The following is an 18,041-nucleotide window of genomic DNA, read 5'->3' on the forward strand; positions in this document are numbered from 1 at the left end:
GACCGGTCAATTTGCCGCCGTTGACGAATTATTGACTGGACGGGAAAATCTTATCTTGATTGCTAAGCTACGATACCTTAAAAACCCACGACAGGTTGCAGACGATTTGCTTAAAAGCTTCGGCTTGACAGAAGCCGCAGACCGCAGAGTATCCACTTATTCGGGTGGTATGCGCCGCAGGCTCGACATCGCCTTGAGCCTTGTGGGAAAACCAAAGATCATATTCCTTGACGAGCCGACCACAGGACTCGACCCTGAGGCGCGTATCGAGGTATGGAACATKGTCAAAGAGCTTGCGAAGGGCGGTACGACGGTTCTTTTAACCACGCAGTATCTGGAAGAAGCAGAGCAGCTTGCCGRCAAAATTGCCATTCTGCATGAGGGTARGATTATTGCCAGCGGCACGCTTTCGGAGYTGAAAAAGCTGTTCCCRCTCGCAAAGGTGGAGTATGTTGAAAAGCAGCCGACATTAGAGGATATATTCCTTGCAATCGTCAGCAAAAGGGAGGGAAAGTAAATGGAGAGAGTACAGAAACATTTCTTCAGAGATATGAGCATTCTGCTAGGACGTTCTATGCGTCATATTTCTCGCAGCATGGACACCATCATTACGGTCGCCATCACGCCGATTGCGTTGATGCTGCTGTTCGTCTATGTGTTCGGCGGTGCCATTCAAACCGGAACGGATAACTATGTAAATTACCTGCTGCCAGGTATACTTCTAATTGCCATTGCTAGCGGAATATCCTACACGGCTTTTCGACTGTTCAACGATGTACAGAATGGCATATTCGAGCGGTTTCAATCCATGCCCATTTCACGTTCCGCATTTCTTTGGGGACATGTACTGACCTCACTAGTATCGAACGCTATATCCCTTATCGTAATCATTATCATCGCTTTGATTATGGGCTTTCATTCGTCTGCGGGGATACTGTCGTGGCTTGCGGTTGTCGGCATACTCGCGCTGTTTACGCTGGCATTAACTTGGGTAGCTGCGATTGCAGGTCTGTCTGCTAAAACGGTCGAGGGTGCAAGCGCCTTTTCCTACCCGCTTATCTTCCTGCCGTTTATCAGCTCGGCGTTTGTGCCGACCGAGTCGATGCCGAAGGTCGTTCGCGCCTTCGCTGAAAATCAGCCGGTGACCTCGATCGTGGAAGCCATTCGTGCACTGCTGTCGGATCAGCCGGTGGGCAATGATATATGGGTCGCTCTTGCTTGGTGCGTAGGAATTTTGATCGTAGCCTACTTCTTTGCAATGAAGGTATATAAAAAGAGAGTGTGAATGAAGAAGGACATTATTGTTCGAATGAAGTCCGCGGTGAACCGCGGGCTTTATTTTGTTCTTTGTTTATAGTGATGTAAAGGAAGTAATTTATTGGCATGGCCAGGTGAGATTATATGCCGAATTATTACGTTAACTGAGAACGATAGTTGAATAACACTTGAAATGAGCAGGCGCTGCATTGACATTCTCATTTTATTAAGCTAATGGGCAGTTTAACGTAATAAAATTCCCTGCATTTGATATGCAACAATATAATTTAGCATAACGTCTATAATAGGTATTGATTCCAAATTTTGGTGTATATGGGCGTGGGAAAAGTAAAGTGTATGCTATCTCAATATCTAAAGGAGGTTTCAAAATTGAAACCAAGCAAAACAATAACAACCTTAGCTCTTGCGGTCTTTGTTATAACTGGTACTGGTGCAATCGTTTATGGGGAAGATTCATTTGATAAATTCACCCCCACTGTAGCTCCTGAAAGAGCAGCAGAAGTACATGCTATTCAGAAAAAATTGCAAATAACATGGAAGAATGGAAAAAATCAAATCATAAGTGAAGGAAAAGAAAATATTACTGATTGGACATTTACGGACATAAGAACAGTGCATGAGATTTTCTTGCCAACTTTAACAAATGAGGAAAAGTCCTTTTTTCTTGAGGCTTTTAATGGTGAGGAGAAAAGAAAAAATCTTGAGGTTGGAGATTTTATGCCAGGTTTACTTTTTAGTCCCGACAGAACAGAAGCAAAATTATATTGGCAAAAAAAAGATGAATCATATGTTTACATAAGTTTAAAAACTCAAATAAATGAAGATGGACATAAGATGTGGTATGTAGATGGGAATGCAAGGAAACTGCCTAAAATAAAGAGTCAAGAATAACTAAAAAGTACAATCTGATTGGAGGATGAAATGAAAAAATTGATATCAATTGTTGTTTTTTATGCGATTATTACTTTGTTATCTGCTTGTTCAAACAATATTGAAACGACAGTGATAACGTCAGAAACTCCAGTAGTAACGAGTCATCCGATTGAAAGCGGAGTACCTTCGGAAGTTCCATCAGAATTATTGAAATATCAAAGTAACGATGGCTGGACTATTCAATATCCTGCATCATGGGATAAAATTACTGATAGTTCTTTGCAAGAAAGTGCCACCGAAAAATATATCTCTTTTCGAACACATGCTATCCCTGAAGAGGGTGTGGAAAAATGGTTGGATTCAGAGATCGAACGAAAACTCTCATTTGAAGAAGCAGATAACAAACTTTTTGAGGATGTAACTAAGGAAACAAAAGGTGATTTTACGGTTTATAAATATGCCATACAATCAGCATATGTCCGACCTACTAATATTTCCGAGCTTAGAAATATCATTTATGTGGGCAATGAGCATATTTATGAATTTCATGGTCAAATCCCACCATTAACGAAAGCGGAATTTGAAAATATCGTTAACACATTTACATTCGAAAAGTGAAAAGCTTCACAGTCATGTAAAAATATCGGGTCATCTCGATACACTTTGTTACTATAACGGGTAACGATAGTTCAACAATCAAGGAGCAGTTTGCTGCGGCAGCTGCTCCTTTCTTCGTTAAGCTAACGGGCAGGATAGTGGGAAATTACAACGGGTTTCCGGTTATGTTTTAATGTAACGGCTGAGTCAGATCGATTTGTTCATAAAAAAACTATTGATTATGACAGGAGTTGTCACTATTAAAGTTTACACTTTCAGGGAGAGRTCAATCCTAAAGGTTGAAGGAGCTGTATAACCATGGAAGTGCAATTGACCTCGTTTATTATGCTGGACGGCGGCGCCCGGGAGGCGATCGCCTTTTACGAGCAAGCGCTGGACGCGAAGGTGGTATTCAAGCAGACCTTCGGCGAAGCGCCCGGAGAAGCCGGACAAGCGGTGCCGGAGCAGGAGAGGGACCGATTGGCCCATTCCGTCCTGAAGATCGGAGGAACGGATTTGTTCGTCGCCGATACGGATCCGGGGGTCCGGTTCGCGCAGGGCAATCAGGTGAACATCTGCATCACCGTTGCCGATAAGGAGCAAGCCCGGAAGTATTATGAGGCGCTGAAGGAAGGCGGGCAGGTGGATCTCCCCCTGCAGGAGATCTACTTCAGCCCCGCGTACGGGATGGTGACCGACAAATTCGGCGTCACCTTCCAGATTTTCACAAAGAGGGCGTAATGGAGGGGCGTCTTTGATTACGCTAACGGGACACGATAGCTCAATAAACTAGACAATGAGGCTGCCGTGGATTCAACGGCAGCCTCGTTACGTTAACGGGTAGTTATCTTTAGAGTCTGTAGCTGATACAATAAGACAAATGAGGCATTCCAAGCATGGGAGTTGAATTAATGACCATAAGCAAAAAAGGATCGAGAAAAATAACTATAGGTCACGAGGTACTGAGATGGATAATCACACCTTCATCAAAAGGAATAATTGTCTTAACCTTACAACACGACATACTCTAGTAATTTTTTATATAATCTAAATTAGAGAATACATGAATCATGCTCTAGCTCAAGCTAAATGTGAGGGATGTTGTTAAAAAGCGTAGAACGGAGAGTGAGCAGCGTTGAAAATAAATGTCATTATTGCCGATGACAATCCCTTTATCCGGGAAGGCATGAGGATCATACTGACCACCTTCAATGAGTTCGAGGTATTGGCGACGGTTCAGGATGGTCAAGAAGCTGTAGATTTCTGCAGGGAGAATGAAGTAGACGTGGCACTGCTCGATGTGCAGATGCCCAATTTGAATGGTGTGGAAGCGACCAAGCTGATCTCCGAGCTGACAGGAACCAAAGCGCTAATCCTAACCACCTTCGATGACGAGGCATTTATTCTCGATGCGATCCGGAGCGGGGCGAAGGGCTATCTGCTCAAGAATAACGATCCTGAGCGGATTCGGGATGCCATCATTACTGTATACAACGGACATAATGTGCTGCAGGATGCTGTGTTGGATAAGCTGAAATCTAGTTTGCTATCGGACAAGGATAAAGATAAGAAAGAAAATAGAGGGAGTAAGATCGATAGAAGCTTATTCACGGATAGAGAGCACGACATTATGTCTCTCATCGCTAAGGGGCTTTCCAATCGTGAAATCTCGAAGAAGCTGTTCATCTCAGAAGGCACCATTGCCAACCACATTACTTCTATCCTAGGCAAGAAGGGTCTTACGCATCGTACACAAATCGCGATTTATTTTCTGACCGGGGAAGTGAATTAAATGACGGAGAGGGGAACCCCTTTAGAACTCTGGACAATGGGCATAAAAGCGATTCTCTTAAGCTATGTGGTCATTCAATCTTATGCAGCTGTAGGTTCGATTTCACCATGGTATATGCTGTCCATCCTCCTCTACCTGTGTTTGAATATTTCCATTCATATCGCTAAAAAGGTTCGTATCACGACGATCGTGCTTCTGCTGTCCATGCTCGTTACCGCAGCGTCCTCGTCATATATCCAACCCTTATTGTTACTCCTGCTCCCTCTGAACATATTTGAACTATTCACTATATACCTGCGTAAACGCGGAATTATTCTGCTTCTCATGCTGGTTCCGCTCTTGTTGCTGTCTCAAGAATACCAAGCCATCATGGTTACATATGGCCTCGTTGCGATGCTAAGTTTCCTCTATTACCTCTTGCTTAACACCTACAGTAGCAAAATTGCAACCCTCAAAGAAGACATAGAAAATAGAAACGAACATATCCAGCAGTTAACTAAGAGTCTAAATGAGAATAAAGAATATATCAGACAGTCCAATTATACGATTAAGCTGGAGGAGCGTAACCGGCTGTCCCAGGAAATTCATGATAAAATCGGACATTCGATGACGGGTGCATTGATCCAGATGGAAGCATCGAAGCGCTTGTTCACCTCCGATCCGAACAAGTCGGCGGAGCTGCTGCAGAATGCAATCCATATCTCCAAGGATGGGATCGAGAGTATCCGCCTTGTGCTTAAGAATATGAAGCCGCCAACAGAGCAGCTCGGAATAAATCGGATGAAATTATTCGTTGATGAATTTTCAGCGAAGCATACGGTCAGAACCTCTCTCACTCATGAAGGTAATGTCGACATCATTACTCCGATCAAGTGGAAGATCATTCAGGAGAACACCCAGGAAGCGTTAACCAATGCCATGAAATATTCAAACGCTACTTTTGTCTCCATCCATATCGAGGTACTGAGGACCTTAATCAAGGTCGAAGTATCGGACAATGGCAAAGGGGAGCAGAAGGTGATAAAGGGACTAGGAATAATCGGCATGGAAGAACGGGCAGCAAGCGTAAATGGTACGATTATCGTCGATGGCTCGAGAGGCTTCAGTGTCACTACATTAATTCCTCACGGATAAGATGAGATTTAAGGCGTTTAAATAGGAAGATTCTCAGGGGGTAAGGATGAACTTGTGCACTGTCACAGGGGCATCCTTTTTTATTACAATTACATTATCCTAAAGACGAAACGGGAGTGTTACGAATGAACGTACTAGAAATTAAGCAGCTTACGAAGAAATTTGGGGATTTTATTGCTGTGGACAATATTACGATGTCCGTGAAGGAAGGCGAGATATTCGGATTTCTGGGTGCGAATGGAGCAGGTAAGAGTACGGCCATTAATATGATTGCCTCTCTGCTCCGGGTGACCAAGGGTGAAATCGAAGTTCTTGGCAAGAGTATTGCTAAGCATAGCAAATTCGCGAAGATGAACATCGGGATTGTGCCGCAGGAAATGGCTATTTATGAGGATATGACAGCTTACGAGAACGTTCATTTTTTCGCTGGATTATATGGACTCAGAGGGGCTGAGTTAAAGGAGCGGGTGATTGAAGCATTAGCATTCGTGGGACTTGGCGACAAGCACAAAACCTATCCCAAAAATTTCTCAGGCGGCATGAAGCGAAGATTGAACATAGCCTGTGCAATCGCCCATCGGCCAAAGCTGCTCATCATGGATGAGCCAACGGTGGGGATTGATCCGCAATCCCGCAACTATATTCTGGGTTCCGTGAAGAAACTGAATGAATTGGGCTGTACGATCATCTACACCAGCCATTATATGGAGGAGGTAGAGGAGATCTGTACAAGAATCGCCATTATCGACCACGGCAAGATCATCGCGGAAGGAACGAAAGGCCAGTTAAAGGCCATCATAACGAATCAGAAAAATATAGGTATCGAGGTCCGTTCGGCGGAAAATCTGGATAGGAATAAGCTGGAGGGAATTGCCGGCGTAAACCGGGTGGAAGTGGAGGATCGAATCGTTAAGATCACCTCTGATTCCGAAGTCAATAATTTGAACCGGATCATCCAGCAGTTGATGGCGGACGATATTGAAATACGTGCAGTGGAAGAGAATGAGCCTAGTTTGGAGACGGTGTTCCTGACATTGACAGGTAGAAGCCTGCGGGACTAATAAGAAAGAAGGGATAAGGAGGCGAAGGGGAAATGAATGTATTCAGAATAATGCTTAAAGAGTTAAAGGTTATCCGCGATCCCAAGATGCTTTTGTTCTTGGTGGTTTCGCCGCTATTAACCATGCTTATTTTGGGAACGGCGCTTACGAATGCTTTTAACGGCAGTTTAACGGTTGGAGAGATTAACGTACTTTATAAGAATAATAGCTCATCTAGCGAGTTCACTAAATATTGGGACGACTTCACGGGGCAGATGCGTCAAGCCGGCGTTAAACTCGAGATGGCAGACGAGAAGACGGATGGAAAAACTGAAGTGAAGAACAACCGCTATGCGGGTTACGTCGAGATTTCGGACAGTGGGCTGAAGTATTACAGTAGTAGTCAGAGCTTAATTGAAAGCGATATTGCTAAGAGTGTGCTTATAGCTTTTGCAGATCGTTACCGATTGGCGGCTGAAGTAACAGGTACAGACTCGGAGCAAGCGGATGCGATCATGACCGGAAGCGGCGGTGAAAGCTATGTGGTGGAGGAGTCGCTGAATGCGACAAGAAAGCCTGGTGCTATGGACTATTTCGCTATAGCGATTACGACAATGATTATTTTATATAGCGCCTTGACGGCCGCGCAATTAATAGACGGTGAACGCAAAAGGAACACAGCTGTCCGATTGCTTGCTTCACCGGTGACGAAAATCGAAATTTTTGCGGGTAAACTAGCTGGGCTTGTCGTGCTGAATTTAATACTCACAATTGTCGTAGTGCTCATCAGTAAATACATGTTTAATGCTTATTGGGGAGAAAATTTAGGTCTAGTTTTTTTAACGCTCTTTACTGAAATCATTTTTGCTGTGAGCTTGGGACTCGGGTTCAGTTATATCATCAAGGGTAATGCATCAGGTACTGTTGTTATGATTATTATCCAATTGGCTGCATTTCTCGGCGGTTCATACTTCCCAGTCGAGGAGGCTACGGGATTCATGGCAACCCTCTCTTCTCTTTCTCCTCTGCAATGGTCCAATGCTGCACTTCTTGAAATGATCTATGCAGACAGTCTGTCAGCAGCGGTTAACGCCGTGCTGTTGAATATCGGCTTCGCGGTCGTCTTGCTTGGTATCGCATTAACGATGATGCGCAGAAAGGAGGGGTTGTAAGTATGAGAGACACGTTATGGCTAATCCGGAAAACATTTATTTCTACCTTTAAAAATTATTTGAATCTATTTATATATTTCGTCTTTCCTGTTATGGGAATTCTGCTCGCGACGTTAGTCCAAGGAGGCACGGGCGAAGTTGTTTTGAAAATGGGCATTGTTAATCATGATGGGGTTCAGACGATTACAAAAGGTGTTATTGATTCGGTGGGCAGACAAGATTCCATGCTTGTAATTGAGCTTGAAGAGAATGAGATAAAGGGGCGGATTGCTTCTGGCGAGCTGGATGCAGCAATTATCTTTCCCACAGGTTTCGCGCAGAGCTTGATTGTTGGCAAGCCAGCAAATGTTAAGATCGTATCCATTAAGGGGGCGCAGGTTACCGGACAGGTAAAGGCATCCTTAGATCAACATATTAACAATATGGCTTTGATCGGCAGGGTAGCTAAAGGAGATGAGGCTAGGTTTATTACTCTTTATGACGAATTTCAAAAAACGGGATTCGAACTATCAGCCCAGAAAGTGGAGGATCAATCTGTCAATTTCAACAAAACCAATCAATCAATAGGATACTTACTCATCCTCATGATGGTGTCCGCTTCGAATTTATCTGGTATTCTTATCAAGGAAAGAGAGAATAGAACCTATTATCGCCTTCTGTCCTCACCGATCAACCCTAGAACCTATGTCTTATCTAATATCATCGTTAATTTGACTATGATGATGCTGCAGATTGCAGTGACACTGTTGATTATGATAACTATTTTTCATGTCGATCCGGGTATTCCTTATTGGAGCATGTTCTTGATTCTTGTGTTATTTGCTCTGGTGGCAATAGGATTATCGCTTGTAATCGTGGCATTTTCCAGCAGCTCTTCAACAGCCAGCGGCATGCAGAATATGATCCTCATTCCTAGCAGCTTATTGTCCGGATGCATGTTCCCGCTTGTGTTAATGCTGGAAACCATGCAGCAGCTCGCGCACTTTCTTCCCCAATATTGGTTGCTGGATACCTTCAGCGATCTACAGCAAGGGGTATCCCTTGGGGAATTATCCTTGAACTTGATCATTTTGATTGCTTTTTCGGTGGCCTTATCTTTAATAGCCGTCTATAAGTTTGGCAGGAATAATGATACTCGAAGTTATATATAAGAAAATAAGCTAATCCCATATTTTGATCATACACTTCCAGTCTACTATATTGTGTGATCAACGAGCTTAGGGTAGGCGATGAAGTTAAAGTAACTCCCAAAACAAATGACACAGGCGAATATGATATGAATGCCTGTGTCTTTATTTATAATATAATTTGTAACAAGCTTACTGCGGGGTGAAGATGTGGCTGGTCTAAGAGAGTTAATTACTTTTCTTAACAAATTAGAGGATAATAATATATTTTATAAACTAAACAAAGTCCGAAATGAAGCTATCATGGTTGAGGTGKCTATTCCTGGTCAACGGTGGGAGATAGAGTTTTTGGAAGATGGTACAGTAGAAATCGAAAAATTTATCAACGATGGAGACTTTTATGATGTTAAAGAGTTGGGGTCTCTGTTTAAAAATTTCACTGATTAATTCAGAAAATCATTCAACTAACGGGTAACGGTAGCTAAAKAATAATGGATGAGCAGGCGCTGCGGTGGCCTGCTCATTTTATTAAGCTAACGGGCAGGATAGCTCCAATACTTGGTAATAATGACATATGGTAAAGTAGGTCGCAAATATTATAATAATTTGAGAACGGAGTGACAATTTGATTGTAACTTATGAGGAGACCACCAAGAAAGGTGTTGGGTTACTAAATGAGGATGCCGTTATTTTTCATCCCAAAGCAAATTTGTATGGAGTTTTGGATGGAGTATCTTCATTGGTACCCTATTTAAATTCCAAAAAGGAAACTGGCGGTTTTATTGCGGCGAATCTGATAAGAGATTACTTCGAATCTATTGCTGATCTTGGAAGTCTAAAAGACCACATGGTTGAAGTAAATGATCTTCTTAGGGAACAAATGGTGCTCGCAAATATTGATCTAGAGAAAAAAGAAGAACTTTGGGGAGCAGCATTGTCAATCGTACGTGTTCAGGATGATGGTGTTGAGTTCATACAGACGGGCGATTGCATGATTCTAGCTGTGTATGAAAATGAGGAGGTTCGCCCTTTAACCAGGAGACAAGTTTCTCACTTAGAAGCACCGGCATTCGATAAATGGCAGGAAGGAATAACTAAAGGCTTGAAAAGCCAGAAAGAGATTCATGAAACCGTTATAGATACAATAAGAAAGAACCGATATCAGTCTAATACTGATGGAGGTTACGGAGTCCTGAATGGGGAAAAGAATGCATTTCGTTTTTTTGAATACGGGAAAATTAATCTGACATGTCTAAAACATATCATTTTGTTGACTGATGGGATGTTTTTGCCAATCAATATCGTGCCCGAACAGAGCTCGTATTGGAGCTTTGTTGCGAATAGAATATTGAATAAGGGTATCGAACTTTATACTCAAGAGTTAATAGAACTTGAAGAAAGCGATCCCGAGTGTATTGACCATATCCGCTTTAAGAAATCGGATGACAAGACCGCAATTGTGATTAGTTTTCAAAGTGCTAAGTGAATTTGTTACGCTAACGGGTAACTATAGCTCAATAAATTCTAAGAGACGGCGGTGCAACTTCTACCTTTCATAGAGGGACCGTCAACTGGAATTCGACCAGACTTGCCAAACGCACAGCTATGGCGAAATTGGTTAAAGATAAAAATATAATAATGCAAGTTCATCAACATCATTGCTGCGCCGTTTAAGTTTCTTGGTTCTACAGTGGAACATCGTGAAACAATGGGTAACGATAGTTGAACAAACTAGGAGCAGTTGCTACGACAGCTGTTCCTTTCTTTATTAAGCTAATGGCTGTAATGTAAAATATCTTTATTTCAATTAGAGGTATAAGCCAAGAGTATGCTGAATATGGAAGTTTACAATGGCATGAGGAGGAATAATGTGGAACGTCCTGGTACGTGTCATGTTTGTGGAGAAGGTGTTTTTAAACTGCTATTTATCAATCGTATACTAGTGCGGAAATGTAAGGAATGCAATGCGTTATTTGATACAGAGAAGCTTGCGCCATATATCGGTGAACAAGATGTTAGACAATAGAAAAATGAAATGAAGGTTTGAAAAGTAGGTAGTTTATCGAATATTAAGAGAACTAGCGTTGAAAAAAAAGGGCCAGATAGCTACGGCATCTGGTCCTTTCTTGATTAAGCTAACGGGCAGTATTCCTATTATGAAGAAATACGAGGTTTGAGTCTTAACGCTATACCCGATTCATTCGTCGATATTCAGAGGGGCTAACCTTCACTTTTTTTGAAAATATTCGGCTTAAATAAAATCCGTTGCTGTAACCGCATGCTTGGGCAATTTGCTCTAGTGGCAAATGGGTCTCGGTCAGCAGTGATTTGGCTTTTTCTATTCGAAGCTTGGATAGGTAGTGAGAAGGTGCCAAGCCTACGCTCCGCTGGAACCTGCGGCTAAGCTGTACAGGACTTATGCCGAGCTCAGCTGCAAGATTATGCATGCTAATATCCTGCTGATAGCGATTCTGATGAATAAAGGCCTTGGCCTGTTCAATAAGCGGATCAGCAAGTTCAGCCTCCTGATTGACGGGGTAGGATTCCGTCTGGCGGCAAAATTGCCAAATATCGTTCAGTATATGATTTTGCCAATACAGATTCTGATCCTCGGTGTATCCCGATTGCTGCTTTAGGCTATTCAAGTTGTCGGCCAGACGATTCCGGTGCTGAATGATCAGCTTGTATGCGGATTCGGACAGCCGCTGCTGAACCGCCTGTTCACGTTCATTCAAGCCGAATGCATCGCTTGAAACCGAGCCAAGGGTAAATCCGATAAAATGAAACGATAACGCATGGATCACGCTGCGATGAAAGCGAAAGCCCGGCGGACAGACGACCACATCTCCCATTCGAGCTGTTCCCTCTACTTCCCCTATTCGATACGAGAAGCTCCCGCTCTCCACGGCAAACAGCACCCATAGATCATACGTATCTACGCTTAATTGAAACTGGGACTTGCTATCCCAAAAGATATGGTGAGTAAGAATAGGATAAAGGCTGGAGCTGAGCAGCGTCACTTTTCTCCACCTCCACGATGAAATAAAGTATATGGGTATATGATAGCGTAGTGCATGTTAAATCACCAGCCTCCATATTATGATGAAGTCAAATCGATATAGTGGAGGTTTAGCCAGATGAAAATCGAGCATATAAAATCTGATATTACCGTAATTGGCGGAGGGCTTGCGGGTGTTTGCGCCGCCGTCTCTGCTGCCCGTCTTGGGCAGACCGTGTCTTTAATTAATAACAGACCGGTTCTCGGAGGCAATTCCAGCAGCGAGGTCCGGGTATGGGTGTGCGGTGCAACGGCGCATGGAACGCAGCGTTATGCAAGAGAAACCGGCATCATGGGTGAAATGTTCGTCGAGAACCAGTACCGTAACCCCGAAGGGAATCCTTATTTATGGGATCTTGTTGTTCTGGAGACCGTTCGCGCGGAAGAAAATATTCGCTTATTCCTTAACACGGATGTGCATGAGGCGGAAGCGGAAGGACCGGAGCATGACCGGGTCATTCAAAGCGTAACAGGCTGGATGATGGGCTCAGAGCGTAAAATTCGTTTTGAGAGCAGCATGTATATCGATTGTACCGGCGATGGCCTTGTTGGCTTCCTTGCCGGAGCGAAATACAGAATCGGCCGCGAAGCCAAGGATGAGTACAACGAGGATTGGGCGCCGGAGGTGGCGGATGACATTACGCTTGGCAGCACGCTGCTGTTTTATACGAAGGAGGCCGACAGGCCGGTCAAATATATTCCGCCAAGCTTTGCCAAGGATATAACGCAAACGACGATTCCGATGAAGCGAGTAATCCGCAGCGGAGACTCTGGATGTCACTATTGGTGGATTGAATGGGGCGGAGAGCTGGATACGGTCCATGACAACGAACGGATACGTGACGAGCTGTGGTCGGTTATTTACGGGATTTGGAACTATATTAAAAATTCAGGCCAATTCGATGCGGAAAATATGACGTTAGAATGGGTAGGCTCCATTCCCGGCAAACGGGAGTATCGGCGTTTTCTCGGGGATTATATGCTGAACCAGAATGATATTATAGCGCAGGAGCCATTCGAGGACCGTATTGCCTTCGGGGGCTGGTCCATCGATCTTCATCCACCGCAAGGCATGTACTCGGAAGAGAGCGGCTCGAAGCATCTATACCCGGACGGGGTCTATCACATCCCGTTCAGAAGCTTGTATTCAAGTAATGTTCGCAATATGTTGTTTGCTGGCCGTGACATTAGCGCGACACATGTTGCTTTCGGCACGACAAGAGTGATGGCTACCTGTGCTGTAATCGGGGAAGCGGCAGGCAGCGGCGCTGCGCTTTCCGTACAGAAAGGGATTACGCCGCGTATGCTTCACCGCGATTATATGAAGGAATTGCAGCAGGTTATGCTGCGGCAGGATGCATCAATCATTGGTGTGGCCGGTAATGATCCGGATGATCTGGCAAAAACCGCCCGCATTTCCGCATCCAGCACGCTGGAGCGAATTGCAATTGAAAACGCCACAATCGTGCATTCACTGGATCGCGATATCGGCATATTGTTCCCGGTTCATCCCATGCTGTCATCGGTTGAGCTGCTTGTCGATGCAAAGCAGATCACTACGCTTGAGGTGGAGCTATGGCACACGGGCAAGGGAGAGAATTACGTACCTAAGCAATGGGTGAAATCAGCTTCAAAGTCCGTTGCCGCAGGCAACAAGCAGTGGGTGAAGCTGGATTTGGATTGGCAGCCGGAGTCAGCCTGCAATGCTTTTGTTATCGTCAAGGCGAATGAGGCTATAACGCTGCACGGATCGGATGAGCCGTTAACCGGTGTGCTTTGCTTCGAGAAGGGGCCTAAGCCGGTAGTATCCGCATTGCTGGAGGATCATCAGCCCGACCAGCCGGTCGCGCAGTGGAGCATGCGCAAATGGAATCGTCGGCCAGTATGCTTGCGGGTAACGCCAAATACGGAGTCCTATGCGGCGAGTCAAGTTACCGACGGCTATATACGTCCTTATGCTGGCCCGCATATGTGGGCATCCAACCCATTATCCGCTAATTCCCAGGAATGGATTCAATTAGTTTGGGATAACGAGCAGGAGATTGGTGAAATTCACCTAACCTTTAACGATGACGTAAATGAGGATTTAATCAACCTTCATCATCATCGAACGCCATTTGCTGTTATTCCTGAGGTCGTGCAAAGCTATCGCATTCAAGCTTACATCGCTGGGGAATGGGTTACGATCATAACGTGGCAGGATAATCACAAACGAAAAAAAGTGCATCACCTCCCAGAAGCGATTATGACTAACCAAATAAAACTATGCATAGAGACAACAAATGGATGTCCGCGTGCGGAGGTTTACGAGATCAGAGTCTATGGTTTATCCTAATCTATTACTATTGGAATCACTTACAGCATAGACTGGTATAGGTTAGGCGAAAGGAAGGGAGAGGGTATCATGGCTGAGAAACCGTTGAACGTTCTAATTGTCGATGACGAGGTTCCGCTGAGGCAGGAGCTTCGCCTATTCCCATGGGAGGACTGCGGCGCCGTCTTAATCGGCGAGGCCGGGAATGGCGAGGAAGCGCTGCAAGCGTGCGGGGTCTGCGTGCCGGATGTCGTGGTTACGGATATCACGATGCCGATTATGGACGGAATTACGCTCATTAGGGAGCTTAGGAAAAGATATCCTGCCATTCAAATTATTTTGCTGACTTGTCACAGCGATTTCCATTATGTTCAGGAGGCGCTCCGGCTTGGAGCGCTTGAATATTTATTAAAGGTATCGATGGAAGAAGAGGAAATGAAGCAAGCGATGATCAAAGTAAGAGAAGCGATCATCAAGGAGCGCCGTTCCCTTGATAATGAAAGATCTGAACGGCGGCAGCTGCAAGCGGCAGCGTTCGGGAAGTTGCTGCGCGGTCATGCGCTTAATAGCGACGATTGGAATACTATCGAGCTGGATGGAGCGGGGACCTATAGATTGGCGCGTTTGATTCTGGATGCGCCGAATGCTTCTTACATTCCCGCGAGGCAGCGAATCCAACAGACATTGAAAGATAGAGAAAGATCTGATCCAAATTGGCTGACTTGGCTGACTACAGGTGAGAATGAGTATTTTGTCCTACTGGCAGAACAGCAATCGGAAGCGCAAGCAGTTGCAACGCTTAGCGGGGTCGTACAAGCTCTTGAATGCTGCTTGAAGGAGTGTGAAGAGCTGCCCGAGCACCTGGTGACGGTGCATGCGATTATCAGTGAACCAATCACAAGGAAGGAAGAGCTTGCGTATTCGCTAGCTCATACGACTGAATGGAAAGACGCGCTTTTTTATGATGGCTCGTCTGGGAGCAGCGTACGGAACGTCAGGCCACTTCCTTTAAGTGAGATGACGGATAAGCATGCGAAGGAACTGAATGAGATGTTAAGAATGGCTAGCAGGTCCTCTGCACACCTAAAAGAATGCATACAAGGGGATTTGCCCAAATGGTGTTCAGCGATACGCATTCGGCCTCAGCAGCTCAAGCAGCGCATGCTGAATTGGCAGATGGAATGGCTGAAGGTCCATGAGGGTGCTGAGCTTGATGGCCGGGGCATTACGCAATTGATGGGAGCGCAAACCTTGGGGCAAATGATCGCCTGCCTCATTCATAATATCAACGAAATCGAGAGCGGGGGATCGCGCTCGCGTATCGAAATACGTTCCGCGATCCAGTGGATTCAAGCGAACATGCAGCAGCCCATTTCGCTGCCGATACTTGCTGAGCAGGTCGGTTTAAGCCCGCATTATGTCAGTCGGTTATTTCGTGAACAGACCGGCGACACGGTTAATCAATATATTACCCGTCTTCGAATGGAGAAGGCGGTCGAGCTGCTGAAGCGAACGAATAAAAAGGTATACGAGATCGCGGAAGAAGTCGGAATTCCGAGCTATCGTTATTTTACCGTTACGTTTCGTAATTGGACAGGGGTCTCTCCGACGGATTACAAACGGAATCCTTAAACAACTGCGGGATCGGATACGGGGGTATGGAGCATATGTCTAAGTTGGTCAATTGGTATAGCAGTCTAGGTCTTGCTACCAAGCAGTTCATCTATTTATTCATCGTGACGCTTCTGCTTGTAATGGTGCTTGCCTATCGCAATCTGAGCGAGGCAGAAAGTCTATTGAAAAATCAAGTCGTACGCGATGCCGAGCTGCTTGCAGGCCGGACAAATCAATATATTGATGCCAGTCTCGACAATGTCGAGAATATGCTCCTGCTGCTCTCTACCCGTTACGATCTGTTCGAGGAAGGGAATGAGGCGCTTGCCGACGATACGCTGCGCAAATTCGCCGATAATAACAATTCGATAGCCAAGACGCTGTATTTGGTTCGTACCGATGGGAAGGTCTACGCGAACTCGCAAGTCAATTATGATATCATCGGCAATCCGAAGCTCCCGGAGCTGTATGAGCTGGCGCTTCAGAATTATGGGGCAATCAATGTAAGCGAGCCCTATAATTCCCCGATGTCTGGTCACACGCTGGCCTATGTTTTGCCGGTTACCGATTTGCACAGACAAGTGAAGGGTGTTGTCGTTGCAGAGGTGAATCTGGATTTGCTTACGGAGCGAATCGCTCCGATGATTTACCAATCGTATGCTTTAGTAACGAAAGACGGAAATATTATTAACCGGCTTGATTCTCGCGATAAAATGCTTCCTTTTCAGGCAGCGGTGTATCCGCCTGTACTGCAGGATAGCTTTCGGAAGCAGCTTGTTTCCCTTAAAGTCGGCGTTAGCCAGATCGAAGGAAATGGTTTGAATCCGCTTGTTGCCGTGAAGTCGACGAAAAACCGGCTGGGTTGGTCCTTAGCGGCATTTATTGAGGAAGACTATTTCTACCAAGACCTGAAGCAGTTAAATAATAATTACCGAACGGCCAGCATCGTGTGGATGATCATTCTGTTGATAAGCGCCTACCTGATGAGCCGATCCTTTACGAAACCTATTCGCCGGTTCGTGGAAAAGATGGACCGGTTAAACGATGTGCAGATTGTCGCGAAGCTGCCGGTCACAAGAAAGGATGAGATCGGCCGGCTGACTCAAAGCTATAATGACATGCTGGAGCGAATTCAAACGTTGCTGCAAAAAACGAAATCGGCGGAGGAGCAAAAAAAGGAATATGAGCTTAAAATGCTGCGGAGCCAAATTGCGCCTCATTTTCTATATAACACGCTAGCCTGTATAAGCAGCCTTGCCAAGCAGCAGAGGATTGACGAGGTGCGCGATACCATTCGATCCTTGGTTAAGCTGTTAGCCTTCAGCTTCGATAAACAATCGGAATATGTCTCGATCGAAGAGGAGCTGGAAGGGCTGCGAATGTATATGCACATTCAACAGGTGCGTTACGGCGAGCAATACAAATACCGTTTGGATATCGACCCCAGCCTGCTGCAAAACCGGATTCTTAAGCTAACCCTGCAGCCGCTTGTAGAGAATGCCTTGTTTCATGGCATTTCACCGCGTAGCGGAGGTCTTATTACCATTAAAGGGAGATTGGAGCGGGGCATGATCAGGCTGTATGTTCGTGATAACGGCGTCGGCATTTCAAAAGCCGAAGCTCGCAAAGCGCTGCATGACCATTTCGAGCAGGAGCGCTCGAAATACCGTTTTACCGGAATTGGCTTACGCAATGTGCATGATCGAATCCGTATTCATTATGGCGTGCCCTATGGCTTGCGAATAGGAAGTGCCAGCGGCGTCGGAACCGTTATCCGGGTGGAGATCCCCGTTCATACCGAAAACGATGAGCTTTTAGGTGTTTTGAGCTAAGCGTTCTATCAAAGTTCGAGGCTGTCCTGCGGGATGGCCTCTTGGTTTGTTTGGCACACTTAGAGCCGCAATTACATACGTTCCCTTTCCCTTAAATCCATACACTTTTTACGTTTTTGTGTATATCGGCAATCAGAGGTACAACTTATACTTAAGACATACTTTGAAAGCGCAATCATAAAAGGAGGGCTTACATGGAAGCCGATCAAA

General features: G+C 45.1%; 16 protein-coding genes. 15 read left to right on the forward strand and 1 reads right to left on the reverse strand.

Features of this window, described 5'->3' with window-relative positions; genetic code table 11:
• The 12 genes from AC1DLI_RS32820 to AC1DLI_RS32875 form a co-directional block, all read left to right on the forward strand.
• On the forward strand, positions 1-517 hold a 517-nt coding region (locus AC1DLI_RS32820; RefSeq protein ID WP_477609672.1), incomplete at its 5' end, for an ABC transporter ATP-binding protein.
• Positions 518-1,285: an ABC transporter permease gene (locus AC1DLI_RS32825; protein ID WP_477609674.1), complete on the forward strand. Its 768-nt coding sequence runs from the start codon at positions 518-520 to the stop codon at positions 1,283-1,285.
• Between the two features lie 362 nt (positions 1,286-1,647).
• The gene (locus AC1DLI_RS32830; protein WP_477609676.1) at positions 1,648-2,169 is read left to right on the forward strand and encodes a hypothetical protein; all 522 of its coding nucleotides are present in this window, start codon (positions 1,648-1,650) and stop codon (positions 2,167-2,169) included.
• 30 nt (positions 2,170-2,199) lie between these two features.
• Positions 2,200-2,769, forward strand: a complete 570-nt coding sequence (locus AC1DLI_RS32835; protein WP_477609678.1) for a hypothetical protein — start codon at positions 2,200-2,202, stop codon at positions 2,767-2,769.
• Between the two features lie 297 nt (positions 2,770-3,066).
• Complete coding sequence (locus tag AC1DLI_RS32840) at positions 3,067-3,489, forward strand: VOC family protein (RefSeq protein ID WP_477609680.1); 423 nt, start codon at positions 3,067-3,069, stop codon at positions 3,487-3,489.
• A 394-nt stretch (positions 3,490-3,883) separates the two neighbouring features.
• Positions 3,884-4,540, forward strand: a complete 657-nt coding sequence (locus tag AC1DLI_RS32845; protein WP_477609682.1) for a response regulator — start codon at positions 3,884-3,886, stop codon at positions 4,538-4,540.
• Positions 4,541-5,674 (forward strand): sensor histidine kinase, encoded by a 1,134-nt coding sequence (locus AC1DLI_RS32850; protein WP_477609684.1) that lies wholly within the window; start codon positions 4,541-4,543, stop codon positions 5,672-5,674.
• 125 nt (positions 5,675-5,799) lie between these two features.
• Positions 5,800-6,735, forward strand: coding sequence for an ABC transporter ATP-binding protein (locus AC1DLI_RS32855; RefSeq protein ID WP_477609686.1), 936 nt, complete (start codon positions 5,800-5,802; stop codon positions 6,733-6,735).
• A gap of 32 nt (positions 6,736-6,767) precedes the next feature.
• On the forward strand, positions 6,768-7,886 hold the full coding sequence (locus tag AC1DLI_RS32860; protein WP_477609688.1) for an ABC transporter permease: 1,119 nt from the start codon (positions 6,768-6,770) through the stop codon (positions 7,884-7,886).
• 2 nt (positions 7,887-7,888) lie between these two features.
• A complete protein-coding gene (locus AC1DLI_RS32865) occupies positions 7,889-9,037 on the forward strand; it encodes an ABC transporter permease (RefSeq protein ID WP_477609690.1) in 1,149 nt (382 codons plus the stop codon).
• 186 nt (positions 9,038-9,223) lie between these two features.
• On the forward strand, positions 9,224-9,460 hold the full coding sequence (locus tag AC1DLI_RS32870) for a hypothetical protein (RefSeq protein WP_477609692.1): 237 nt from the start codon (positions 9,224-9,226) through the stop codon (positions 9,458-9,460).
• A gap of 178 nt (positions 9,461-9,638) precedes the next feature.
• Complete coding sequence (locus AC1DLI_RS32875; RefSeq protein WP_477609694.1) at positions 9,639-10,499, forward strand: protein phosphatase 2C domain-containing protein; 861 nt, start codon at positions 9,639-9,641, stop codon at positions 10,497-10,499.
• A gap of 700 nt (positions 10,500-11,199) precedes the next feature.
• On the opposite strand, the gene AC1DLI_RS32880 is transcribed toward AC1DLI_RS32875, so the two are convergent.
• The gene (locus AC1DLI_RS32880; RefSeq protein WP_477609696.1) at positions 11,200-12,033 is read right to left on the reverse strand and encodes a helix-turn-helix domain-containing protein; all 834 of its coding nucleotides are present in this window, start codon (positions 12,031-12,033) and stop codon (positions 11,200-11,202) included.
• A gap of 117 nt (positions 12,034-12,150) precedes the next feature.
• On the opposite strand from AC1DLI_RS32880, the gene AC1DLI_RS32885 reads away from it, so the two are divergent.
• The 3 genes from AC1DLI_RS32885 (at position 12,151) to AC1DLI_RS32895 (ending at position 17,831) form a co-directional block, all read left to right on the forward strand.
• The gene (locus AC1DLI_RS32885; protein ID WP_477609698.1) at positions 12,151-14,406 is read left to right on the forward strand and encodes an FAD-dependent oxidoreductase; all 2,256 of its coding nucleotides are present in this window, start codon (positions 12,151-12,153) and stop codon (positions 14,404-14,406) included.
• A gap of 69 nt (positions 14,407-14,475) precedes the next feature.
• Entirely contained in the window at positions 14,476-16,017 is a 1,542-nt protein-coding gene (locus AC1DLI_RS32890) for a response regulator transcription factor (protein WP_477609699.1), read from the forward strand.
• A gap of 35 nt (positions 16,018-16,052) precedes the next feature.
• Positions 16,053-17,831, forward strand: a complete 1,779-nt coding sequence (locus tag AC1DLI_RS32895; protein WP_477609701.1) for a cache domain-containing sensor histidine kinase — start codon at positions 16,053-16,055, stop codon at positions 17,829-17,831.
• Positions 17,832-18,041 lie beyond the last annotated feature (210 nt).

The organism is Paenibacillus sp. 01T443 (assembly GCF_056398325.1).